The sequence below is a fragment of the Oceanospirillum sp. genome (assembly GCF_982874595.1).
Genome location: NZ_CEYNZH010000023.1, coordinates 23052 through 46586, shown reverse-complemented (window position 1 = coordinate 46586; position 23535 = coordinate 23052). Strand labels below are relative to the sequence as shown.

Annotated in this window: 17 protein-coding genes; 5 read left to right on the top strand and 12 right to left on the bottom strand. The window is 50.7% G+C overall.

What is annotated here, in order from left to right:
* Positions 1-134: 134 nt before the first annotated feature.
* From AC4GL5_RS11175 to AC4GL5_RS11130, 10 genes are all read right to left on the bottom strand, one after another.
* Complete coding sequence (locus AC4GL5_RS11175) at positions 135-380, bottom strand: hypothetical protein (protein WP_490382869.1); 246 nt, start codon at positions 378-380, stop codon at positions 135-137.
* Positions 377-2455 (bottom strand): NHL repeat-containing protein, encoded by a 2079-nt coding sequence (locus AC4GL5_RS11170; RefSeq protein ID WP_490382868.1) that lies wholly within the window; start codon positions 2453-2455, stop codon positions 377-379. The genes AC4GL5_RS11175 and AC4GL5_RS11170 overlap by 4 nt, the downstream gene beginning before the upstream one ends.
* 289 nt (positions 2456-2744) lie before the next feature.
* Complete coding sequence (gene rpsA / locus AC4GL5_RS11165) at positions 2745-4424, bottom strand: 30S ribosomal protein S1 (protein ID WP_490382867.1); 1680 nt, start codon at positions 4422-4424, stop codon at positions 2745-2747.
* A gap of 224 nt (positions 4425-4648) precedes the next feature.
* Positions 4649-5335: a (d)CMP kinase gene (gene cmk, locus AC4GL5_RS11160; protein ID WP_490382866.1), complete on the bottom strand. Its 687-nt coding sequence runs from the start codon at positions 5333-5335 to the stop codon at positions 4649-4651.
* A gap of 23 nt (positions 5336-5358) precedes the next feature.
* Positions 5359-7566: a bifunctional prephenate dehydrogenase/3-phosphoshikimate 1-carboxyvinyltransferase gene (locus AC4GL5_RS11155; RefSeq protein ID WP_490382865.1), complete on the bottom strand. Its 2208-nt coding sequence runs from the start codon at positions 7564-7566 to the stop codon at positions 5359-5361.
* Between the two features lie 6 nt (positions 7567-7572).
* The gene (gene hisC / locus AC4GL5_RS11150) at positions 7573-8703 is read right to left on the bottom strand and encodes a histidinol-phosphate transaminase (RefSeq protein WP_490382864.1); all 1131 of its coding nucleotides are present in this window, start codon (positions 8701-8703) and stop codon (positions 7573-7575) included.
* A 184-nt stretch (positions 8704-8887) separates the two neighbouring features.
* On the bottom strand, positions 8888-9994 hold the full coding sequence (gene pheA / locus AC4GL5_RS11145) for a prephenate dehydratase (RefSeq protein ID WP_490382863.1): 1107 nt from the start codon (positions 9992-9994) through the stop codon (positions 8888-8890).
* Positions 9995-10000: 6 nt separating this feature from the next.
* Positions 10001-11086 (bottom strand): 3-phosphoserine/phosphohydroxythreonine transaminase, encoded by a 1086-nt coding sequence (serC, locus tag AC4GL5_RS11140; protein ID WP_490382862.1) that lies wholly within the window; start codon positions 11084-11086, stop codon positions 10001-10003.
* Positions 11087-11260: 174 nt separating this feature from the next.
* Positions 11261-14038, bottom strand: coding sequence for a DNA gyrase subunit A (gene gyrA, locus AC4GL5_RS11135; protein WP_490382861.1), 2778 nt, complete (start codon positions 14036-14038; stop codon positions 11261-11263).
* A gap of 262 nt (positions 14039-14300) precedes the next feature.
* Positions 14301-16286, bottom strand: coding sequence for a methyl-accepting chemotaxis protein (locus tag AC4GL5_RS11130; RefSeq protein WP_490382860.1), 1986 nt, complete (start codon positions 16284-16286; stop codon positions 14301-14303).
* 300 nt (positions 16287-16586) lie between these two features.
* On the opposite strand from AC4GL5_RS11130, the gene rdgC reads away from it, so the two are divergent.
* From rdgC to AC4GL5_RS11110, 4 genes are all read left to right on the top strand, one after another.
* A complete protein-coding gene (gene rdgC / locus AC4GL5_RS11125) occupies positions 16587-17507 on the top strand; it encodes a recombination-associated protein RdgC (RefSeq protein ID WP_490382859.1) in 921 nt (306 codons plus the stop codon).
* A gap of 186 nt (positions 17508-17693) precedes the next feature.
* Entirely contained in the window at positions 17694-18851 is a 1158-nt protein-coding gene (locus tag AC4GL5_RS11120) for a 1-acyl-sn-glycerol-3-phosphate acyltransferase (protein WP_490382858.1), read from the top strand.
* Between the two features lie 114 nt (positions 18852-18965).
* Entirely contained in the window at positions 18966-20096 is a 1131-nt protein-coding gene (locus AC4GL5_RS11115; protein WP_490382857.1) for a cation diffusion facilitator family transporter, read from the top strand.
* Between the two features lie 191 nt (positions 20097-20287).
* Positions 20288-20563: a hypothetical protein gene (locus tag AC4GL5_RS11110; RefSeq protein WP_490382856.1), complete on the top strand. Its 276-nt coding sequence runs from the start codon at positions 20288-20290 to the stop codon at positions 20561-20563.
* A gap of 99 nt (positions 20564-20662) precedes the next feature.
* On the opposite strand, the gene AC4GL5_RS11105 is transcribed toward AC4GL5_RS11110, so the two are convergent.
* Together AC4GL5_RS11105 and AC4GL5_RS11100 are read right to left on the bottom strand one after the other, a co-directional pair.
* The gene (locus tag AC4GL5_RS11105) at positions 20663-21151 is read right to left on the bottom strand and encodes a DinB family protein (protein WP_490382855.1); all 489 of its coding nucleotides are present in this window, start codon (positions 21149-21151) and stop codon (positions 20663-20665) included.
* Between the two features lie 8 nt (positions 21152-21159).
* Positions 21160-21582 carry a pilin gene (locus tag AC4GL5_RS11100; RefSeq protein ID WP_490382854.1) on the bottom strand — a complete coding sequence of 141 codons (423 nt, stop codon included), beginning with the start codon at positions 21580-21582 and terminating at the stop codon, positions 21160-21162.
* 239 nt (positions 21583-21821) lie between these two features.
* On the opposite strand from AC4GL5_RS11100, the gene pilB reads away from it, so the two are divergent.
* A complete protein-coding gene (pilB, locus tag AC4GL5_RS11095; protein WP_490382853.1) occupies positions 21822-23513 on the top strand; it encodes a type IV-A pilus assembly ATPase PilB in 1692 nt (563 codons plus the stop codon).
* Positions 23514-23535 lie beyond the last annotated feature (22 nt).

Genomic DNA, 23535 nt, shown 5'->3' with positions numbered 1-23535 from the left:
AAGCATCCAGCAAGGTGTTAATCACCAGCCCGACAGCAAACAACCCCAGTATCATCCACGCGCGGCTCGCAATGGATATTTTTGATAAACTGGTTTCCATGACATTCCCTCTAATCTTTGCCCGAGGCGCTTACCTAAGGCCCTGTAATGCACTTTCCGGCCAGAAGCTTATGATGCTTTTCCCGTAACCGGTTCAGTTGTTCAACGGCAACATTCCGATCCACATTCGGTTCAGTCGCTGTTTTCCGGATGACATCCCTGATGGTTTCAAGCAGCTCTTCCGAATCTGCTTCGGAAACAGCGCCCATGCTGCCCCCCAGTTGCTCAAGCTGCTGTTGATCCTTTCTTCGCTTGGCCGAGGCCCTGGTAAAAACACTCACACCTGATCTCCTGCATCAAAATGGTAAACATTAACCCGGTTCAAAGCACAATCCGGCAGGTAGATTCGTCGATTACGAACATGCATCAGGTACGGCATCCATAGCTGACCTTTAGAACTATCCGCACCAAAGGCGGCAAAAGAAGACACGCATTGATCATTCCGGTCAAAAACCTTCACTGCGCGATTGACCAGATCAGAGACGAACAGATATCCCTGCTCAAATTCAACACTGGTAGGAAGAAGGAAATGGTCATCATCTGTGCCATAGCCCGGCTGACCAAAACGGCGAACTGCCTGTCCATCCAGATCCGTTATCTGTATCCGATGATTAAACTGATCAGAGATATAACAAAGACCGTCATCAGAGACTGCAATATCTGATGGCGTATGGAACTCATTGTCCCCATCCCCCTGAGTGCCAAAAGTATCCACTAAACCGGCAATACCCAGTCTATTAAGACGCCAGCGGGCAATACGGTTATTACCGGAATCGGCAATAAAAATATCCCGACTGACAGGATCTACAGCCACTCCCTGAGGCTTATTCAACTGCCAGGGTGCGCCGCCCTGTGAACCGAAAGCCGTATAAGGAATCAGCTCCTGGTAGAATGGATGGTATTGATAAATTGTGACAATTCCGCTGAGGAAGTTACTGACAACCAGCAAGGGAGTATCGGGGTCAAACTGCCCCGGTAAAGGGTTAAGCGGTGTCAGAGAGCTAATCCCCAAAGAGCCCGGCAACAGCGGCATACTGGCGGAACGCAAGCTATTGGGCGTTAAATTGCCTGTGGATTGCAGTTGATAGTTCCCGGCATCTACCACCCAAAGACTTTCATCACTATTTGCATTCTGAGACGGCATAAACAGAGAAAGCCAGCTTCTTTGCCAACGCTGCATCCACTCCATCTGCCAGTTCAGCCCCATATTGAGCCAAGTCGGCATACCTGATATTTCGGAGAACTTCAGGAGCTTTTCCTGTTGTTTCTGCAGCTGGCCCATCTGCTGCTGAACCAACCAATGCAGCGAGCCTGGAGACTGAACCACAGAAGCACTGACTACTTCGGGGCTTATATCACCAGCAGCAGACGTTGCAAAATGAAGCTGACCTTTACCATCACGTTCATCACCAACCTGCGCCAAAACCTCAGGGTAAATGTCACGCCCACGCTGTACCCGTTTAAGATTAACCCGGTGTAACTGTAAAGAAGCAAGAATGGGTTCAGTTACCAGAAAGGTATTTTCCTGGGGATATTCTGTCAGTTGAATTGGCGAGAAATAACCAGCCAAGGTTCCCTGGGAAACACCGTTCTGACTATAAACTGAGATGGCATTACTTTTGCCACCGGGTATCAGTACCTTGCCTTGAATGATGGCGACATCACGGGCCAACTCCAGACCATCAATATAGGGTTTACCTGAGGAAGAAAAGGGCACCCCTTTACCCTGCCAATCACAACGGACAACCGTATTAAACCCGGTATTGGCGATGTAAATTCGCCCCTGACGATCAACACTCAAGCCCTGAGGCCAAAGAAGCTCCACAGGATTCTTATAGCCTGTGATCTGATGGATCTCGTAGAGATAATTACCCTCATCGCTGAATACCACCAGTCGACTGACACCATCCGCGCCTTCATAAAACTCATCAGCAACACAAAGTTTACCCTGATGATAAACAATGCCATTGGGACCTTTCAGATCAGCATCTGACGTATCACCAAAAGTAGAGAGAGGTGTAATGCTATCCTTATCGTAGGAGAGGATGTGAATGCGGTAATTACCAATATCGGTGACGTAGATATGATGTTTTTCGGGATGGGATAATAGCCGGAAAGGCATATTGAACTGACCTTCACCACAACCTACAGTGCCAAAAGTCATTAAAACCGTTTCAAGAGAAGCATCCATAACCAGCAATCGGTTATGAGCGGTATCGGCTAACCAAATCCTGCCAAAATGATCGACACAGCTACCAACCGGCGTATTCAGAGACAGGTTGCCAGAGACCTTTGCCGGCAACGAAGGTAACGAATGGTTCACACTTCCTAAGTGCGTCTTATACCGAATCCCCACAGGCCACCCTCCTTGTCCGTAACGTCCGAAATGTTTTGATCCTTCGCTGCTACCGCAGTGCAACAGATGTAAATGTAGCCCCCCCAAAACAGGTATGCCAACAACTTTATTAATCTGAATAATATAAATGTGATTCAGTTACTGAAATGACTACAACCCACGCAGCACGTGACCTACAGCTAATATACAAACTGCACCCATGATTACGGATAAGCTCATAGCAAATGCCCAGACAAAAAAAACCACCGCTTTCGCGGTGGTTTTATGGATCTCAGCTAATCAGGAATGATTAGTTGTTTTCCATCTGCTGCTTGATCAGATCACCAATGGTGGTAGGACCAGCAGTTTCAACTTCCTGGCTGCGAACTTTCTGCAGAGCTGCTTTTTCGTCAGCTGCGTCTTTCGCTTTAACAGACAGGTTGATTACGCGGTTCTTACGGTCGATGCTAACGATCTTAGCTTCAACGTCATCACCTTCGTTCAGTACGTTGCGAGCATCTTCAACCTTATCACGGCTGATTTCAGAAGCTTTCAGAGTAGCAGTAACGTCAGTTGCCAGCTCGATAGTTGCTTCTTTAGCGTCTACAGCGATAACTTTACCCGTTACCAGAGCGCCTTTGTCGTTCTCAGCTACGTATTCCTGGAACGGATCGCTATCCAGCTGCTTGATACCCAGGGAGATACGCTCACGCTCTGGATCGATAGACAGGATGATCGTTTCGATCTCGTCGCCTTTCTTGTACTTGCGAACAGCTTCTTCGCCAGCTTCGTTCCAAGAAATGTCAGACAGGTGGACCAGACCGTCGATGCCGCCATCCAGACCGATGAAGATACCGAAGTCAGTGATAGACTTGATAGAGCCAGTCACTTTGTCGTTCTTGTTGAACTTACCAGAGAACTCTTCCCATGGGTTTGGAGTGCACTGCTTAATACCCAGAGAAATACGACGACGCTCTTCGTCGATGTCCAGTACCATAACTTCAACGTCATCACCCACGTTAACAACTTTAGATGGGTGGATGTTTTTGTTAGTCCAATCCATTTCAGAAACGTGAACCAGACCTTCAACACCTTCTTCCAGCTCAGCGAAGCAGCCGTAGTCAGTCAGGTTAGTAACGCGTGCCGTTACTTTGGTGTTTTCTGGGTAACGGGAAATGATGTTCACCCATGGATCTTCGCCCAGCTGTTTCAGGCCAAGGGATACACGGTTACGCTCGCGATCGAACTTAAGAACTTTAACGTTGATTTCGTCACCAACGTTAACGATTTCGCTAGGATGCTTGATGCGCTTCCAAGCCATATCAGTGATGTGCAGCAGGCCGTCAACACCACCCAGATCTACGAATGCACCGTAGTCAGTCAGGTTCTTAACGATACCTTTAACTTCTTGACCTTCCTGCAGGTTAGCCAGCAGCTGCTCGCGTTCTGCGGAGTTTTCAGCTTCCAGAACCGCGCGACGGGATACAACAACGTTGTTACGCTTAGGATCCAGCTTGATTACGCGGAAGTCCAGCTCTTTGCCTTCCAGGTGAGTCGTGTCACGTACCGGACGTACGTCAACCAGAGAACCAGGCAGGAACGCACGGATGTTATGAACGTCTACAGTGAAGCCGCCCTTAACTTTACCGTTGATCACACCTTTAACGATTTCGTTCTTCTCGAAGGCCGCTTCCAGACCTTTCCATGCTTCAGCACGTTTCGCTTTTTCACGAGACAGACGGGTTTCACCGAAACCATCTTCTACTGCTTCCAGAGCTACCTGAACTTCGTCGCCTACAGACAGGGCAAACTCTTCGCCTTCGTTAAAGAACTGAGAGCGTGGGATAACGCCTTCAGATTTCAGGCCAGCGTGTACAGTTACCCAGTCGCCATCGATGTCAACAACAGTTGCTGTAACAATGGAGCCTGGCTCCATGTTGACTTCCTGAAGGCTCTGTTCAAACAGTTCAGCAAAGCTTAATTCGCTCATTATTTTTCCTACGTGATCTACAAGTTAAGGGCTTCACAAGGCCACCTTTAAAAGGGTTTGGCTTGCGTCACCACAGTCTCCGTATCACCAGCAAATACGGGCTTCATTTTATCTGCACCCAGAAGTGTTAACGCCGGTTGAGGTTAATATCCGTTTATCAGTTAAAGGACAGATATTCCCTATGACACTTTTCTGGGCACCCCCCGAAAATAGAAAACAGAAAATCAGACCAAAGCGCGAGCTTTAGCCAGATCGATAATCTGTGTAACCACTTCCGGAATCGACATTTCAGTTGTATCGAGTGTGATAGCGTCGTCAGCAGGCTTTAGTGGCGCCACTTCACGGTTCATATCACGCTCGTCGCGAGTTTGTATCTCGCTTAAAATGGCTTGGAATTTAGCATCAATGCCCTTTTCTTGCAACTGTTTTACCCTTCTGCGCGCCCGTTCGTCGGCACTGGCGGTCAGGTAAATCTTCAGCGGAGCATCGGTAAAAACCACCGTTCCCATATCACGACCATCGCCAACAACACCTGGCGCCTGACGGAAGTCCCGCTGACGCTGCAGCAGTGCATCACGCACAGGAGTCAGAGCCGCCACGATAGAGGCGTTGTTACCGGTTGCCTCGGTACGGATCTCTTTGGAAACTTCTTCGCCATCCAGCATCACACTGACCGGCTCATTCTCTGCACCGGGCAGGAAAGCGATATCCAGATTACGGGCCACTTCAGCCAGCGCAGCTTCATCATCGAAAGCAACGCCTTTACGCTCTGCCGCAAGAGCCGTCAGGCGATACAGAGCCCCGCTATCCAGCAGATGCCAGCCGAGTTTACCGGCAATAATCTGACTGATGGTGCCTTTACCGGCACCACCCGGTCCATCAAGCGTAATTACAGGTGCAGATGCACTCATCTTCTTCCCTCTTGCCTGATGAATCAGGCTTCTTCAACACTAATATTCATACCCACCCCATTCGCCAGCTCTACAAAGCCCGGGAAAGAGGTCGCCACATTGGCACAGTCTTCAATAAAGATTTCGCCTTCAGCACGCAGCGAGGCAACCGCAAATGACATCGCAATACGGTGATCATCATGACTGTGAACACGACCGCCACCCAGTTTGCCACCAACAATATCGATACCGTCTTCATAAACGGTACACTCGATACCCAGCGCCAGCAGGCCATCAGCCATCACCTGAATACGGTCACTCTCTTTCACTCGCAGTTCTTCAGCGCCACGCAGGCGGGTAACACCTTCAGCACAGGCTGCTGCGACAAACAGTACCGGGAATTCATCAATGGCCAGCGGCACCTGATCCTGAGGAATATCAATGCCCTTCAGGTCAGCAGAACGTACACGAACATCAGCAACCGGCTCGCCACCCACTTCGGATTCATTTTCCAAAGTAATGTCAGCCCCCATCTCGCGCAGGATATTCACGATACCGATACGGGTCGGGTTCATACCTACGTGCTCAATCAGGATTTCGGAACGATCTGCAATCGAACCTGCGACCATAAAGAAGGCCGCAGAGGAGATATCGGATGGTACGTCGATATCACTCGCTTTCAGCTTACCGCCACCCTGCAGCGAAGCGGTCGCGCCATCACGCACAACTTCATAACCGAAACCCGACAGCATGCGTTCGGTATGATCGCGGGTTGGCGCAGGCTCTGTGGTTTTGGTTTCACCCTCAGCATAAAGACCCGCCAGCAGCACACAGGATTTCACCTGAGCACTGGCCATCGGCATTTTATAATCTATACCTTTCAGAGGCTGACCACCACGGATCATCATCGGAGGACGACCACCTTCAGCGGTTTCCACCACAGCGCCCATTTCACGCAGCGGCTTAGCAACACGCTCCATCGGGCGCTTGGTCAGAGAGGCATCACCGGTCAGTTCCACATCAAATGCCTGACCCGCCAGCAGACCTGCCAGCAGTCGCATAGAGGTGCCGGAGTTACCCAGATACAGCGCGCCTGCTGGCTTTTTCAGACCATTCAGGCCAACACCATGAATCGTCACTTCACCCTGATGAGGGCCTTCAATCACCACACCCATGTCGCGGAACGCCTGCAGCGTTGCCAGACTGTCTTCCCCTTCCAGAAAGCCTTTTACATGGGTCACGCCCTCCGCCAGAGAGCCCAGCATGATAGAGCGGTGAGAGACAGACTTGTCACCGGGAACACGAATACGACCACTCAGGGCCGTGCCCGGCGCTGTACGATAGTTGATTAGCTTGTTTTGCATAGGGATATACGCCGAATTTTCCAAAATTCTTGAGAAATGCTCACGGGCTGCTTTTGCCCGGGTAAAAATACCCAGCATGGCGTCACTATCCGACTCTTCGATGGCGGTTCTTAAACGTGACAAGCCTTGCTCAAATTCCGTAAGCGCTTGTAATACTGCGGGTTTGTTTGCGATGTAGATATCTCGCCACATCACAGGGTCGCTGGCAGCGATTCGGGTAAAATCGCGGAAACCGCCAGCGGCATAACGAAAAATTTCCAGGCTTTCATCCTGAGAAGCCAGCGTGTCGACCAGAGAAAACGCTAGCATGTGCGGCAGATGACTCGTGGCAGCCAGCACTTCATCATGGCGTTCGATATCCATGGTCAGCACTTCAGCACCGGCGGCCTGCCACATCTGAGACACAACAGAAACAGCCTGTGGATTGTTTTCCGGTGCCGGGGTCAGAATCACCTTATGGTTCTGATACAGATCCACCAGAGCGGCGCTGACACCACTTTTTTCCGAACCGGCAATCGGGTGACCGAGAATAAAGTTTGCCGGGAGCGCCCCCCAGATCTTAACAGCTGACTGCAGAACAGAACCCTTGCTGCTGCCGACATCCGTAACGATGGTATCAGGGCGCAAAAGAGGCTTCAGCTGCTCCATGACCGATTCCATGGCGATCACAGGAACCGATACGATGATCAGATCCGCCTCAGCGATCCAGTCCTCAGCCTGAGTCGAACCCTGATCGATCATGCCGATCTGAATCGCCAGATCGACCTCTTCCAGATCCCGGTCACAGCCGATAATAGTGCCAGCCAGCCCTGCTTTACGAAGCGCCAGCGCCAGCGAGCCACCAATAAGACCCAGACCGATTACGAGTGTTTTCTTTATCGATTTCACCCGGGATTATTCTCCCTGTCCAGACAGCGCACCGGAAGCGGACAATACCTTTTCCAGTGCCTCGATAAATCGACGGTTCTCTTCCATCGTGCCGATAGAAACACGTAGATGGTTTGGCATCTGGTACGGCGCCACAGGGCGCACAATCACACCTTCCTGCAGCAGCGCCTGATCAACGGGACCTGCCGGCTGACCCACATCGACGCTGATAAAGTTACCCACGGATGGTATATAGTCCAGCCCCAACCGTTTAAATTCCGCTTCCAGATACGCCATACCTTCGGCGTTCACCTGAACACTTTTGGCCAGATATTCATCATCGGACAGGGCTGCAATCGCCGCTTCCTGCGCCAGCATATTGGCGTTAAACGGCTGACGGATACGGTTCAGAATATCAGCAACCTGAGGATGGCTGACGCTGTAACCGATGCGCAGGCCCGCAAGACCATACGCCTTGGAGAAGGTACGGGTCACCACCAGATTCGGATAATCCTTAAGCAGGCTGATGCCATCCGGGAAGTCCGGCTGATCCACATACTCGGTATAGGCTTCATCCAGCACCACGATAATGCGCTCCGGCACCTTGTCCAGAAACGCTCGTACAGCCTTTTCGCTCAGCCAGGTGCCCGTCGGATTGTTCGGGTTAGCGACAAAAATCACACGGGTCTTATCCGTGATCGCCTCAGCCATCGCGTCCAGATCATGTCCCCAGTTAACAGCAGGAACCGCAATATGCTGTGCGCCAATCGCCTGAGTCACAATCGGATAAACAGCAAAAGCATGCTGAGAATACATAGAGGCGCTGTGAGCGGTCAGATAAGCGCGGGCGATCAGTTCCAGTACATCATTGGAACCGTTACCCAGCGTGATCTGGTTAATCTCCACACCCAGCTTGTCAGCAATCGCCTGCTTCAGACGGAAGGCGTTACCATCGGGATAGCGCGTCAGCTCCGGCATGACCTCACGGATCGCATCCAGCGCCTTAGGGCTTGGACCCAAGGGATTTTCGTTACTGGCCAGCTTAACGATATTGCTGATACCCAGTTCACGCTCCAGCTCTTCTACCGGTTTACCCGGCTGATACGGCTGCAGACCCTGAACGCCTTTATTTGCTAATTCAATGTAATCACACGCCATAATTATTCCGCCTTAGCTGTTTGTGCTTGTCTGTACTTATCTGTTTCTGTTTTTCTATTTCTGTTTTGTTGTTCTTATCCGTACCGGGTCAGGACAAGTATCCGTGTCGGCTCAAAACAACAAAACGGGAGGCCAAGCCTCCCGTCTGGTTCTTTTCGTTCTACACGATAACCTCAGGGAGTACTCAGAGCACGCCCTTTGGATAAGAACCCAGAATTTTGATATCGGAAACACGCTGACTGACCTCAGCCAGTGCCGCCTTAACCTTCTCACTTTCTGCATGATCCGCAAAATCGATAAAGAAGACGTAGTTCCACGCACCCACTTTGGATGGACGGGTTTCTACGCGGGTCAGGTCAATACCATGACGGTGGAACGGTTCCAGCAGGTCATGCAGAGCACCCGGCTGGTTACGGGTCGCCACCATCAGCGAGGTTTTATCTTCACCACTAGCCGGTACTTCCTGATTACCAATGATCAGGAAACGGGTGGAGTTATCCGGCTGATCTTCGATCTTCTCCGCCAGCTTCTCAAGACCATAAAGCTGAGATGCCATATCACCGGCGATCGCCGCTGAGTGCCACTCACTTTTCACCAGACGAGCCGCTTCAGCGTTACTGCTGACCGCAATGCGCTCGGCATTCGGGTAGTGCTGATCCAGCCACTTACGGCACTGTGCCAAAGAAGATGCGTGGGAGTAGATACGGGAGATCTTATCTTTACGGGTGTTCTCACCCACCAGCAGATACTGGTGAATACGCAACACCACTTCACCGGAGATCTTCAGGGAAGAATCGATAAAGCTGTCCAGCGTGTGGCTGATCACACCTTCGGTGGAGTTCTCAACCGGAACCACACCATAAGCCACAGCACCGGCTTCCACTTCACGGAACACATCGTCGATAGCCGCCATTGGCAGGCTAACCGCTGAGTGACCGAAGTGCTTCAGCGCCGCTTCCTGAGTAAAGGTACCTTCAGGGCCCAGGAAGGCCACCTTAACCGGCTCTTCAAGGGCCAAACAGGCTGACATGATCTCACGAAACAGGCGCGCCATCTCTTCATCAGACAGCGGGCCTTCGTTACGCTCCATCACACGGCGCAGCACCTGGGCTTCACGCTCTGGGCGATAAAACTGAATATCACCGGCACCGGAAGCCTGCTTCACCTCAGCAACCTGCTGTGCACAACGGGCACGCTGGTTGATCAGCTTCTGGATCTGCTGGTCAATATTGTCGATCTGGTCACGCAGCAGGCCAAGCTGCTCCGCTTCGCTAAGATTTACTTCTGACATGGCAACTTACCCGTGACGTTTCTCAAAATCAGACATGAAAGTAGTCAGTGCATCAACCGCTGCTTCCGATACCGCGTTGTAGATACTGGCACGCATACCGCCAACAGAACGGTGACCAGCAAGGTTCAGCAGACCAGCGGCTTCGGATTCCTGCAGAAACAGCTTATCAAGAGAGGCATCCGCCAGCGTAAACGGCACATTCATCTGAGAGCGGTTCGCGAGGGCAATCGGGTTGCCATAGAAATCACTGTTGTCGATCGCCTGATACAGCTTGTTCGCCTTACGGGTGTTGATCTCAGCCATCTTTTCCAGACCGCCAACATCATTTTTCAACCAGTCAAACACCAGACCCGCCAGATACCAGGCGTAAGTCGGTGGTGTGTTATACATGGAGTCGTTATCCGCCATAATGCGGTAGTTCATCATGGAAGGCGTTACCGCCATCGCCTGATCCAGCAGGTCATCACGGATAATCACCAGTGTCAGGCCGGCAGGACCGATATTTTTCTGAGCTCCGGCATAGATCACACCGTACTGAGTCACATCCAGCGGCTTGGACAGAATGTCAGAGGACATATCACAAACCAGAGGTACATCCGTCTGTGGCAGGTAATCGAACGCCAGGCCACCAATGGTCTCATTGCTGGTGAAGTGCAGATAAGCTGCGTTGTCAGACAGATTCAGCTCTGACTGCGACGGTGTACAGGTGTAGTTGCGGTCTTTGCTGCTGCCAGCGATATGCAGGCCATCAGCATAACGGGACGCTTCTTTGATCGCCTTACCCGCCCAAACACCGGTTTCCAGATAGTTAGGGATACCGCCATTGCCCAGCAGATTCAGAGGAATCATCGCAAACTGGCTACTGGCCCCGCCCTGCATAAAGAGTACTTTGTAGTTATCCGGGATATTCAGCAGATCACGAAAGTCTTTTTCTGCCTGAGCTGCAATCGCAACATAATCATCGCTGCGGTGGCTCATCTCCATCACCGACAGGCCACGTCCCTGCCAGTCCAGCATTTCGTATTGAGCTTTCTTCAGTACAGCTTCAGGCAGCGCCGCAGGTCCCGCACAAAAATTAAAGTGACGTGTCATTTGGGTCTTCTCAAAATCGAAGCTCCTGCAGATCAACTGCTTTGACGGTGATTAATTAGGGTTTTAATCCGCCGCCGGAACTTCTGGCCTTATCAACGCGGGTTATCCGCATCCGGTATAAAACAGTTCCGGCGAGGAAGCCCTCGCCGGAAAGGTGTTCTGAGATATCTCTGCTTATTCGGCAGAGTCATCCTCTGCAGAACGATCATCTGCTGACGTATCATCAGATGGGGCCGGGCCGTCTGATGCTGCAGCACCATCGGTCTGATCGGCTGGAGCAACGGCATTCTCTGCCTCGTCGTCCAACTCATCCTCGGTCACTTCAGGCTCATCAACGCGAACAGCGGTTACCAGGTTTTCATCAGCACCCAGTCGGATCAGAGTCACACCCTGTGTATTACGACCGGAGACCGACACCTCAGCAACACGGGTACGTACCAGCGTACCTTTGTCGGTGATCAGCATCATCTCATCCAGATCACTCACCTGCATAGCAGAAACCAGCTGACCATTACGCTCGCTGGTCTGCATCGCAATCACACCCTGACCACCACGGTTACGAACCGGGAAGGCTTCCAGACAGGTACGTTTACCGTAGCCATTTTCAGAAGCGGTCAGAATATAGATCTGGTTATCAGACAGTTCGCCGTTCTCTTCAGCAGAAACCGCTTCCGCTGTTACAGCATTATCTGGGTTTTCGTCGTCTTCCGCAGCCACTTCATTAGTCTGAGGAATGATCAGGGAGATTACCTGAACATCGTCATCTTCCGGCAGACGCATACCACGAACACCACCCGCGGTACGGCCCATAGCACGGACATTGGACTCATCAAAGCGGATCATCTTACCGGCACTGTTCAACAGCATCACATGATTGCTGCCGTTGGTAATAGCAGCACCGATCAAACGGTCACCCTCTTTAATATCCAGTGCGATCAGACCACTGCTACGCGGACGGGAGAACTGGCTCAGAGCCGTTTTCTTAACCGTACCTTTAGCGGTTGCCATAAAGACAAAGTGATCATCCGGGTATTCACGAACCGGCAGAATAGTACTGATCTGCTCGCCTTCTTCCAGCGGCAGCAGGTTCACCATAGGACGACCACGGGAACCACGACCCGCCTGAGGCAGCTCGTACACTTTCAGCCAGTAAACCTTACCCTTGTTGCTGAACAGCAGAATCGTATCGTGGGTTGAGGCAACCAGCAGGTGCTCAACTACGTCTTCATCTTTCACGGAGGTTGCAGACTTACCACGACCACCGCGACGCTGAGCACGGTAATCGCTCAGCGGCTGGGACTTGGCATAACCACTACGGGAGATAGTTACTACCATGTCTTCTTCGTTGATCAGATCTTCCATGGTCAGATCCAGCTGACTGCTGATGATCTCGGTGCGACGCTCTTCGCCGTACTGATCACGGATCGCTTCCAGTTCTTCGCGAATCACCTGCAGCAGTTTTTCAGAATCCGCCAGAATACCGGCCAGTTCAGCAATTTTTTCCAGAATATCTTTGTATTCGTTGAGCAGTTTTTCATGCTCTAAACCAGTCAGACGGTGTAGGCGCAGTTCCAGAATCGCCTGGGCTTGATTTGGCGACAGGCGGTACTCGCCACCATCCTGCAAACCAAACTGAGCTTCAAGCTCATCCGGACGGCATGAATCAGCACCGGCACGCTCCAGCATGGCAATCACGTTGCCCGGTGCCCAGCTGCCGTTGATCAGTTTCTCTTTTGCTTCTGCGGCCGATGGCGACTGACGGATCAGCTCAATCACAGGATCAATATTCGCCAGCGCAATCGCCAGACCTTCCAGAATATGACCACGCTCTCGGGCTTTACGCAGTTCGTAAACAGTACGGCGGGTCACCACTTCACGGCGGTGACGCAGGAAGGCTTCCAGCAGCTGTTTCAGGTTCAGCACTTTTGGCTGACCATTTTCCAGCGCAACAATGTTGATACCGAAAACGCTCTGCAGCTGAGTCTGGGCAAACAGGTTGTTAATCACCACGTCGCCGGATTCGCCACGCTTCAGTTCGATAACAACACGCAGACCGTCTTTGTCCGACTCGTCACGCAGCTCAGAGATACCTTCGATCTTCTTCTCTTTCACCAGCTCGGCAATCTTCTCGATCACACGGGCTTTGTTCAGCTGGTAAGGAATCTCGGTAATGATGATGGTTTCTTTGTTCGCTTTGTCGTCACGCTCAATATGGTGGCGGGCACGGACATAGATACGGCCACGACCGGTGCGGTAAGCCTGCAGAATACCGGCACGGCCATTGATAATCGCGGAGGTCGGGAAGTCAGGACCCGGGATATACTCCATCAGGTCATCAATGGTCAGTTCACTGTTATCCAGCAGGGCCAGACAGCCATTAACCACTTCCGTCAGGTTATGCGGCGGAATATTGGTCGCCATACCCACCGCAATACCGGAGGAACCGTTCACCAGCAGGTTAGGTACCCGGGTCGGCAGAACTTCGGGAATCTGCTCGGTGCCGTCATAGTTGTCGACGAAATCAACGGTCTCTTTATCCAGATCCGCCAACATCTCATGGGAGATGCGCGCCATGCGCACCTCGGTGTAACGCATTGCTGCTGCGCTGTCGCCGTCGATAGAACCGAAGTTACCCTGACCATCAACCAGCATGTGACGCATGGAGAACGGCTGCGCCATACGGACGATAGTGTCATAAACTGCGCTGTCACCGTGCGGGTGGTATTTACCGATCACGTCACCGACCACACGGGCCGATTTCTTGTACGGTTTGTTCCAGTCGTTACCAAGCTGCTGCATGGCAAAAAGTACACGACGGTGTACCGGCTTCAGGCCATCGCGAACATCGGGAAGTGCACGACCTACAATTACGCTCATGGCGTAATCCAGATAGGACTGTTTTAGCTCATCTTCGATGTTGACTGGCAGAATTTCTCTTGCAAATTCACCCATGAGTATCGGAATCCTTTATCGGCAACACTGCGTTGCAACCCAGTGCGCAACACTCTTATTCAAAATTCAGCCGATTATACTCTTTATTACCCCCTTGCAGCAATTTGGTCACTTATGCACCGTATTTGGCAAAAAGTTGATAAATCAGTTTGTTAAGTCTTTCTGCTGATTCTGTTTTGCAAGCCTTGGCTTTTGTTGAGAACATAAAAAAACCGACTCTCAGAAAAGGGTCGGTTTTATCATCATCGCCAGGGTACGCAGGTTAGAGCAGAAACTCTTTCTTGCTGCGGGAAACACCCAGCGCATTGGAGATCCAGAGTACCTTCTCATGCACTTCGGTCTGCACCGACAGGATCACATCTTCCGCCTGCTGTGCCTGTTTCTCCATCTCCTCCATGCTGGCGATAAAGACTTCAACCTGATCGACCTGATTACGGGCGACCTTCGCCCCCTGATGAGCAAAATCGGCAGCCTTGTCCGAATGTTCCTGCACGGTCTTAGACATCTCCAGAAGATACGTCGATGCCTCTTTCTGCTCCTGAGCGGCATCGGAAATATCGGTCATATTGCTTTTCAGGTTACTGGAAGAATTTTTCAGTTGCCCCAAAATCCCACCGATTTTGGTAACCGAGTTCTGAGTCTCCATGGAGAGATTACGCACCTCATCGGCCACCACCGCAAAGCCACGGCCGTGTTCACCAGCCCGTGCGGATTCAATGGCCGCATTCAGCGCCAACAGATTGGTCTGTTCGGAAATACCGGAGATCACATCAAGAATACTGGTCACTTCATCCACCGCCGTGATCAGCTCATCCAGTGATTGGTGACCACTGGACAGCGTGGCAATTGCCTGCTCACTGGCACGTTCCACATTACGGGCACTGACCTGACTGTTCTCCATAAAGCTTGCAGTTTCGCGGGCAAAACTCTCTACCTGAGTGGAGCTGGCATCCACATCCTTGGCCAAACGGGTCAGCTCATCGGTAAAACTGTGGGACTTGGAAATATAATCACGGGTCTCGTTAGCCGTTTTACTGATGGTATCAATATCGGTCAGCACCACTTCCAGCGAGTCAGTAACCTGATTCAGTTGTGTGTGCTTCTCCTGCTGCTGGCTTTGCATAGTCTCAATCATGTGATTGAAGTTTTGCGCGATCTGACCGGTTTCACTTTCCGGGTTATGCACCTTGATCTGACGCATCTCACCACTGCGCACCAGAGAGGCAATGCCATCAGATAGCTCCCGAAGGGTTTTCAGAACCACCCGACTCTGGAAGAGATGAAGAATGGCGGCTACCAGTACAATCAACCCCACATAAGCGATAAAGATCTGCTTCACCTGCTTTTCAAGGGCATGGCGATAGGCGATCACATCAGCCTGCCCAGACAAAATTTGCGACTCGGCATCAGCAATTAACTGATTGACCGCAGCCCGGCTTTTCACCCCGGCTTCAATGTTACTCAGGGTATTATCCAGCTCTGTCGGATACCGGCGCACAAGCCCTTGTAAACCGCTAATCAGCTCATCACCCTGATCCACTTTGGTCGATTCCGACTCAGCGTCATCCCCCCATCCCATCAGGGCCTGCATCTCATCAACTTCCTCCTCTGCATAGACACCCAGACGAGGCAGTGCATTCAGCTCATCAGCATCGGCCTTCAACTGCGCAACTTGCTCTAAAAGGGATTCACGATAGCTGCTATTGGCCGTGTCCATGTACTGCTCTCGCAGATACTTCACCTGAACAAGAGACTGATTCACGCGGTGCAACAGTTTAAAATATCCGGAAGCGACACGAGGACTGTCGGACTCACCTTCATCGGCATAGTCGTAAATGACATCAGCCGCATCAGCAATCTCTTTCTCAGCCTGCAAAAGCAAGCCTTTCTGATTGCCCGCCAGTTTGCCAGCCCCCCGAAATTCACCGGTCACCCCCTCCTTCAGGCGATTCAGAGAATCCGCAATATCTCGGGCAAGGGCCGGAGGCAAGAGCGCCAAACGTTCTGAGGTCAGTCGGTCAATCTCCTGCTCTGCCGCACTCAATTTTAAAGCATTGCCGGTTTGCAGATACTCCTGAAGCGTCCGTCTAAGGTCCAGAGCAACTTCTTCTTTCAGTTCGGTATAGGACTGAGTGGCTGAGAACGCACTATCCAGTCTCTGCATTCCCCAGAACAGGGTTGCCGCCAGTGAAACTGCGATCAAAACCAGAACAACAGAAGTAGCCCGAGTAACCGTAGCAATTTTCATAGATGAGTAGCCTTCGTCTGCGGGGTAAACCCGCTCATCATTATGCAGTAGTGGGCATTCGCCCTTTATTCATATTTATTGCGCACACCTTGCCAAAGTCAGATGACAGATTTCTTACACTTAAATGACAGTAATATTTCTGCAATACCCGTGTCGCAGCAAAGCCTTATGGATACTTCTCCTCCACAACCCTGAAGTTTTGTTACACTCTGTAAGCCTTATACATAATCACCTATTCTCTGGCCTCGGGATGACCTTTATTGGATAATGTCGCGCCCCGAATCAATGGAGCCCTGCGGCATGTGGTTTAAAAATCTTCAGCTGTTTCAGCTAAACAAAGAGATCGAACTGGATACCAGCAAGCTGGAATCCCAGTTGGAGGCTTTCCGTTTTGAGCCGTGTAAGAGCATCGAAACCTATCGCCTGGGCTGGACACTACCAGCGGCAACTGCCAGCCAGCTGCACCACATCAGCGGCGGGGCAATCCTGCTGTGCCTGCGTCGCCAGGAAAAAGTCATTCCCGCAGCCGTAGTGAATGAAACGCTTCAGGAGCGGGTAGAAGAGCTGGAAGCCAAAGAAAATCGCCATGTTGGCCGCAAAGAGAAACTCTCAATCAAAGAGGATATTCTCAGCGAATTAACGCCACGGGCCTTTGTCCGCTCAAGCTTCACCTGGGGATATATTTCTCCGGCCGATCAGATAGTTGTCGTTGACGCCTCAAGCGCCAAGAAAGCCGATGAATTTCTCGATCTGCTGCGCCAGACTCTGGGTTCTTTACCGGTGGTTCCCTTTAACACCGAACAAAGCCCCAGTATTGTGATGACCGAATGGCTGCAGGATGCCAGTAAACGCCCTCAGGGGCTGGAGCTGGATGGCCAGTGCGAGCTGCGCTCTGATCTTGAAGAAGGCAGTGTGATCCGCTGCAAACAGCAGGAACTGGATGCCGAAGAGATTCTGGCCCACATTGAAACCGGTAAGCAGGTTGTTAAGCTTGCGATCAACTGGCAGGAGCGCCTCCAGTTTATCCTGCAGGAAGACTTGATTATCAAACGACTGCGCTTTGGGGATGACCTGCTGGATGAGGCCAAAGACAGCTACGGTGATGAAGACCCAATGACCCGGCTCGATACCGACTTCAGTCTGATGACTCTTGAACTGAAACGCTTTATTCCAACCCTTGCAGAATGGCTGGGCGGTCAGAGCAATCTGAGATCAAACTGATATAAGCTCCGATCAAAAAAGACTCAACATAAACTCAGCACAACAGAACAGATAACAGCCCCCACTTCCGGTTAAGCTTCTGATACAAAGCATTCCATCAAAACGAAAGTGAACCGACGGGTAAAGACTAATAAGAGCCAGAGGCCAACAGTCTGCCTGATAGAAAACGACGGACTCAGAGAGACAATGAACACAACGGAAAACGATAACTTTAAAGAGATTCGCCCCTACTACGACCATGAAGTACAGGATGTTGTGCAGGACGTTATCAACAATCCCGAGCTGATCAGTGCTATCTGTCAGTTCCGTTTTCCCCAACTACATCGGAGCTTGGGCTTTCTGCTTCGCCCTCTGATCCGTCGCAAACTGAAAAATCAGTTTGCCAATATTAAACGTGTTGATGAATTTCAGAGTCAGGTTGCGGGTTATATGAACCGCATGATTCGTAATTCTACCGATGGTTTTACGGTTTCCGGAATAGACAAACTGGATCCTTCCAAGGCTTATCTTCTTGTGGCAAACCACAGAGATATCGCCATGGATCCGGCGTTTGTCAACTATGCTCTGTATCAGCATGGTCTTAATACGGTGCGTATCGCTATTGGCGATAACCTGCTGCAAAAACCCTATATCAGTGATCTGATGCGGCTGAACAAAAGCTTTATCGTAAAACGCTCTGTTAAGGGCGTACGCGAGATGATGAAAGCCCTGACTCAGCTCTCCGGTTATATCAATTTCTCTCTTCTGGAAGAGAATCAGTCTATTTGGATCGCCCAGAAAGAGGGAAGAGCCAAAGACGGTATCGATCTCACGGACCCAGCCATCATTAAGATGTTCTTCATGAGCCGGAAAAAGAAAGGTTCAGGCCCGACCTTTTCCGAAGTGATCAATGAACTGAATATCGTGCCGGTCACCATATCCTATGAATACGATCCATGTGATGAGATGAAAGCGCGAGAGCTGAACGCAGTAGCAACTGAAGGCAGTTACGCCAAGGTTGAGTTTGAAGATATCGATAGCATTGTTAAAGGGATCTCAGGCTATAAAGGCCGTGTGCACGTACACTTCTCTGATCCTTTGAACGGCGAGTTTGCCGATGCCGATGAAGCAGCCGCTCACATCGATCGCCAGATCTGGGATAACTATTGTTTCTACCCATCCAACTGGCTTGCACTGGAACAATTGGGCGGGCACGACCACATCAGCGGCAAGCCGATGATCTCAGATCAGGAGCGAGCCAAGTTTGATCAGCGCCTGCAGCAGATCCCTGATTCACTGCGTCCCTACGTGTTAAAAATGTATGCCAATCCGATTCTCAACAGCCGAGGCTTAATCAAAGCTTAAGCTTCCCCCCCAACCAGCTGCAGCCCTAAGGGACAGCCAGCTGGGGGGAAACGCTATTCTTTGTCTTTATACCTCCGACACCTTAACGATCTGATCGCCTAACAGGAAAATGCCATGTTGCAGGAACAGGCAAAAGCTGCCCATAAAGTAACCCTGATCGGTGCCGCCCTGGATGCAGTACTGGGTATCGCCAAAATTGCCATTGGCTGGATCAGCAATTCCCATGCCCTGATTGCTGACGGCATTCACTCCCTATCCGACCTGTTAACAGATGCCCTGGTTATGGTTGTAACCCACTACGGACGCCAGGAACCGGATAAAGATCACCCTTATGGCCATGCACGCTTTGAAACCATGGGCACACTGGTGCTGGGTAGCCTGCTGATTGCTGTAGCCGGTGCTATCTCTTATGACAGTTTGGTCAGGCTTTGGCAGGCAGATAATTTTGCCATCCCCGGTTGGTCGGCTCTGGTGGTTGCCGCTCTCTCCATTTTAGGAAAAGAGTGGATTTTTCATTACACCATGCGGGTTGCCCGCAAGATTAAGTCTGATCTCCTGATTGCAAATGCATGGCACAGCCGCAGCGATGCCCTCTCGTCCGTTGTCGTTTTTATCGGTATTGGTGGAACCATGCTCGGCTTTCAGTGGCTGGATCAGGCTGCAGCGCTGATTGTGGGTCTGATGGTTGCTCATATCGGCTGGAAACTGATGTCCGATAGCATCAAAGAGCTGGTAGATACCGCGTTACCGGAAGAAGAAACCCGTCAAATGCTGCGCCATGCTGAGAGTATCAACTGCGTAAAAGCGATCCATAGCTTGCGAACCCGTAAGATGGGCTCCCAGGTATTTCTTGATATTCACATCGAGGTCAACCCCCGTATCAGTGTCTCTGAAGGCCATCAGATCGGTGTTCAGGTCACACAAATGATCCGGGAACATCATCCGGAAGTCGCAGACGTAACCTTCCATATTGATGCCGAGGATGACTCTGATAACAGCCTGCCTCCTCTGGATGAACTGCTCCCCCTACGCGAAGAGATTATTGACCAACTTCAATACGCATGGCGCAGCCTGCCCATAGAATTTCAGGCAAATCAGCTGGTATTACATTATCTGAACAACCGGATTGATATCGACCTCTATCTGGCAGATTGCCTGCCGGTTACGCTGTCTGAAGCAGTACTGAGGCAGCATCTGGATGATAAAGCCTGGCTTGGACAACTTCGGGTCTGGCAGCGCAGTTAAAGCAGGCTTAAACCAGCCGCCAGAAACCCTGAGAAAAAAACGTCTATTTAATCCAGCAGACAGCTTATATAATTCTGATTATCGGCAGCTTCAGATACAGAAAGTCAGTGACACGCCGCATCCACAGAACAAGCAACAGAAGCATTCTGCAAAACGATTATAAGATTGCGAACGGCATCTAAGGAGCCCTTATGAGCAGCGCAAATGAAATGAACAAAACCCGCGTCATAAACGAACTACGTCAATTCATTAAAAAACTTCTGCAGGACCCCGAGATTATCCCGGCCTCTCTGGAGGTTGCCCGCAAGCATTACGGCACTCAGAATGCCTCAGCGATTATTGCCAACGAAATCAGCAGTAAAACCAGTGTAAAAATTCCGGATGATCCGGAAGATTTTTCTGATGCAGACCGTCTGTACCTGGAAGTACTGAAAGAAGTAATGGACGAAGAGCAGGCGATGTACTGATTTCACCTTCCAGTTCGATGAACACAAAAAAACCGAAGGCAATCACCTTCGGTTTTTTTTGTGCCGATACCGATCAGCATCTTAATCCAACGAACTTATCTACCGGCGAACAAAGTAGTAATAATCCATTTCAGGCACAGGGACACCAAAAGCGACCAATGCGGAAGAGATTTGACCACGATGATGAGTCCCATGATTAAACACATGCATCACCAGATCACCAATATTGAGCTTACAGGGTTCATCGGAAAGATTACGGAAAGCAACATCCTGAGCCAGACGGCGCTCAGAGAGCGTCGCGCAGGTTTTAAACCAGTTATCACACTGGCCTAACAGGGCGGTTTCAAGAGATTTAGCATCCTGCTCGATTTCATGGCCCAGGTTGCTTACCGTATAAGGCACACCCTCAAGACGGGCATACCACAACTGATCCACCAACAACAAATGGTTCAACGTCCCATGCACACTGCTAAAGAACAGATCCGTCGGCTGACGATACTGCTCATCGGTTAACAGAGAAACAGACTCAAACAGTTTCTCGGTTGCCCAGCGGTGATAACGGGATAGTTTCGCCAGATGTTGTTGCATAGCTAGACTTACTCTTCGGTTTCAACCACGGTCCATTTTAGACCGCCATTCACCTTAGTCGGTGTAAATACACGCTTCACCGCTTTTGAGCCATCCGAGGCCAGTCCCGCAACACTTTTCGCGGTAATGACACTATCTGTCACACTCAGTGTAGCCAAAGTGTCATAAGTGCCCGTTGACACTGCCGCAGGAATATTTTCCTTTCCGGCATCACACTCGGTTTTAGCATTCATCTGCATACAAACGGAAACCGCCGTTTTGTAACCATCAACTATCGAATCCAGCTCAGTGAGCTTCGCCTGCTTTGTGTAATCCTGATACATAGGCGTACCAACAGCCGCCAAAATCCCAATAATGGCAACCACAATCAGCAGCTCTACCAGTGTAAAACCCTGTTGTGCTTTAGCTGCAGCTTTATTAATTGTCTTCATTCTCATCATCCTTAAGTTAGTGAAACCTGCCCATAAGGTGGTAACCTGAACCCTGCCTGAACAGTGTTCGGAAAACATCTGTGTCAGTAGAATATCAGAAGGCAGTTTAGGCAAGGAGCCCTTTTGTTACAATAGGTAAGCATCAAAAGTTTATTTATTCTATTTCTTTTCTGACCCATCGCAAATACCCTGTTGCAACCGGATCAAACCGCTGAACAACATCGATTAAGGAGAGCCCAGTGACATTAGGTGGAATAGCCAAAAGACTGATCATGGAAGGCATAATCAGCGAGGAACGCGCGCAGGCTATCGCCGATGAGGCCAAAAAACAGGAAACCTCCTTTCTCCAGTATGCCGCAGCGAATAATAAGGTAGCGCCTAAAGCTCTGGCTCTGGCAGCAGCACGGGAATTTGGTGTCCCTTTCCTGGATCTGTCTGCCTTTGATCGTGAGCACTTTCCAAAGGATCTGGTGAGTGAAAAGCTGATCCGCCATCACATGGCGCTCCCTCTCTATCGTCGTGGCAGTAAACTGTTTCTGGCGATTGCCAACCCCACCAACCTTGCCGCAGTTGATGAGATTCAGTTCCAGACCGGTCTGAACACAGAAGCTATCCTAGTGCCCTATGATCAATTGGCCAAAGCGGTAGATGCTTATCTGGAAGGTGATGAGGAGGCCCTGGCCCGCCTGGAAGATGAGGATATCGAAAGTCTTGATGTCTCCACCGAAGACACCAGCCGTGCTAATGAAGATTACTCCAGCGGCTCCGATGATGCCCCCATTGTTAAGTTTGTTAACAAGGTGCTATTGGATGCGATCAAAATGGGCTCATCAGATATCCATCTTGAACCCTATGAACGCAGTTTCCGGATCCGTTACCGTACAGACGGCATCCTGCACGAAGCTCTGAAACCTCCGTTTAACCTGCGCCATCGAATCACCAGCCGACTGAAGGTCATGGCTCATCTGGATATTTCTGAGCGAAGGATTCCTCAGGATGGCAGCATCAAGCTTAAGGTATCCAAAACACGGACCATCGACTTCCGTGTGAATACGCTACCAACGCTTTGGGGGGAAAAGGTCGTACTTCGTGTGCTTGATTCAGGTTCCACCCGTATGGGTATCGACGAACTGGGCTTTACCGAAGATCAGAAAAATGCCTACGAGAAAGCCTTATCTCAACCTCAGGGAATGATCCTGGTCACCGGCCCTACCGGCAGCGGTAAAACCGTTACACTCTATACGGGTCTGAATATACTGAATACACCGGAACGCAATATTTCCACCGCGGAAGATCCGGTCGAGATCAACCTGGAAGGCATTAATCAGGTCAACGTAAACCCTAAAGTGGGCCTTGATTTTGCTGCTGCACTTCGTGCCTTTCTGCGTCAGGATCCGGATATTGTTATGGTCGGTGAGATTCGGGATCTGGAAACGGCTGAGATATCTATCAAAGCCGCCCAAACCGGTCACCTGGTCTTGTCTACTCTGCATACCAACAGCGCTGCAGAAACCCTGACCCGTCTTAATAATATGGGAATCCCTGCATTTAATATTGCGACCTCGGTCAGCCTGATTATCGCCCAGCGCCTGGCCCGTAAACTCTGTAACAACTGCAAGGCACCTACAGAGGTTCCTGAACAGATTTTAATGGATGCCGGCTTTAAAGCCGAAGAACTGTCGTCACTGAAACTGTTTGAACCCGTAGGTTGCGAGCTTTGCAACAATGGCTACAAGGGTCGGATCGGCATCTATGAAGTGATGCCGGTTACCCATGAGATTTCCCGGCTTATTCTGGCTGGAGCGAACTCTATAGAGATCAGTCAACAGGCCCATCAAGAGGGCTATCCAAGTCTAAGAGCAGCAGGCTTGGACAAGGTGCGTGCCGGAGCCACAAGTCTGACAGAGATTAACCGGGTGACTCAGGATTAGAACAGAGGGATCTGGAGGTAAA

What these genes read in the sequence shown, in the direction of transcription:
- rpsA (WP_490382867.1), bottom strand. Translation starts at nt 4,424, where the DNA reads ATGAGCGAATTAAGCTTTGCTGAACTGTTTGAACAGAGCCTTCAGGAA.
- cmk (WP_490382866.1), bottom strand. Translation starts at nt 5,335, where the DNA reads ATGAGTGCATCTGCACCTGTAATTACGCTTGATGGACCGGGTGGTGCC.
- hisC (WP_490382864.1), bottom strand. Translation starts at nt 8,703, where the DNA reads ATGGCGTGTGATTACATTGAATTAGCAAATAAAGGCGTTCAGGGTCTG.
- pheA (WP_490382863.1), bottom strand. Translation starts at nt 9,994, where the DNA reads ATGTCAGAAGTAAATCTTAGCGAAGCGGAGCAGCTTGGCCTGCTGCGT.
- serC (WP_490382862.1), bottom strand. Translation starts at nt 11,086, where the DNA reads ATGACACGTCACTTTAATTTTTGTGCGGGACCTGCGGCGCTGCCTGAA.
- gyrA (WP_490382861.1), bottom strand. Translation starts at nt 14,038, where the DNA reads ATGGGTGAATTTGCAAGAGAAATTCTGCCAGTCAACATCGAAGATGAG.
- AC4GL5_RS11130 (WP_490382860.1), bottom strand. Translation starts at nt 16,286, where the DNA reads ATGAAAATTGCTACGGTTACTCGGGCTACTTCTGTTGTTCTGGTTTTG.
- rdgC (WP_490382859.1), top strand. Translation starts at nt 16,587, where the DNA reads ATGTGGTTTAAAAATCTTCAGCTGTTTCAGCTAAACAAAGAGATCGAA.
- AC4GL5_RS11120 (WP_490382858.1), top strand. Translation starts at nt 17,694, where the DNA reads ATGAACACAACGGAAAACGATAACTTTAAAGAGATTCGCCCCTACTAC.
- AC4GL5_RS11115 (WP_490382857.1), top strand. Translation starts at nt 18,966, where the DNA reads ATGTTGCAGGAACAGGCAAAAGCTGCCCATAAAGTAACCCTGATCGGT.
- AC4GL5_RS11110 (WP_490382856.1), top strand. Translation starts at nt 20,288, where the DNA reads ATGAGCAGCGCAAATGAAATGAACAAAACCCGCGTCATAAACGAACTA.
- AC4GL5_RS11105 (WP_490382855.1), bottom strand. Translation starts at nt 21,151, where the DNA reads ATGCAACAACATCTGGCGAAACTATCCCGTTATCACCGCTGGGCAACC.
- AC4GL5_RS11100 (WP_490382854.1), bottom strand. Translation starts at nt 21,582, where the DNA reads ATGAAGACAATTAATAAAGCTGCAGCTAAAGCACAACAGGGTTTTACA.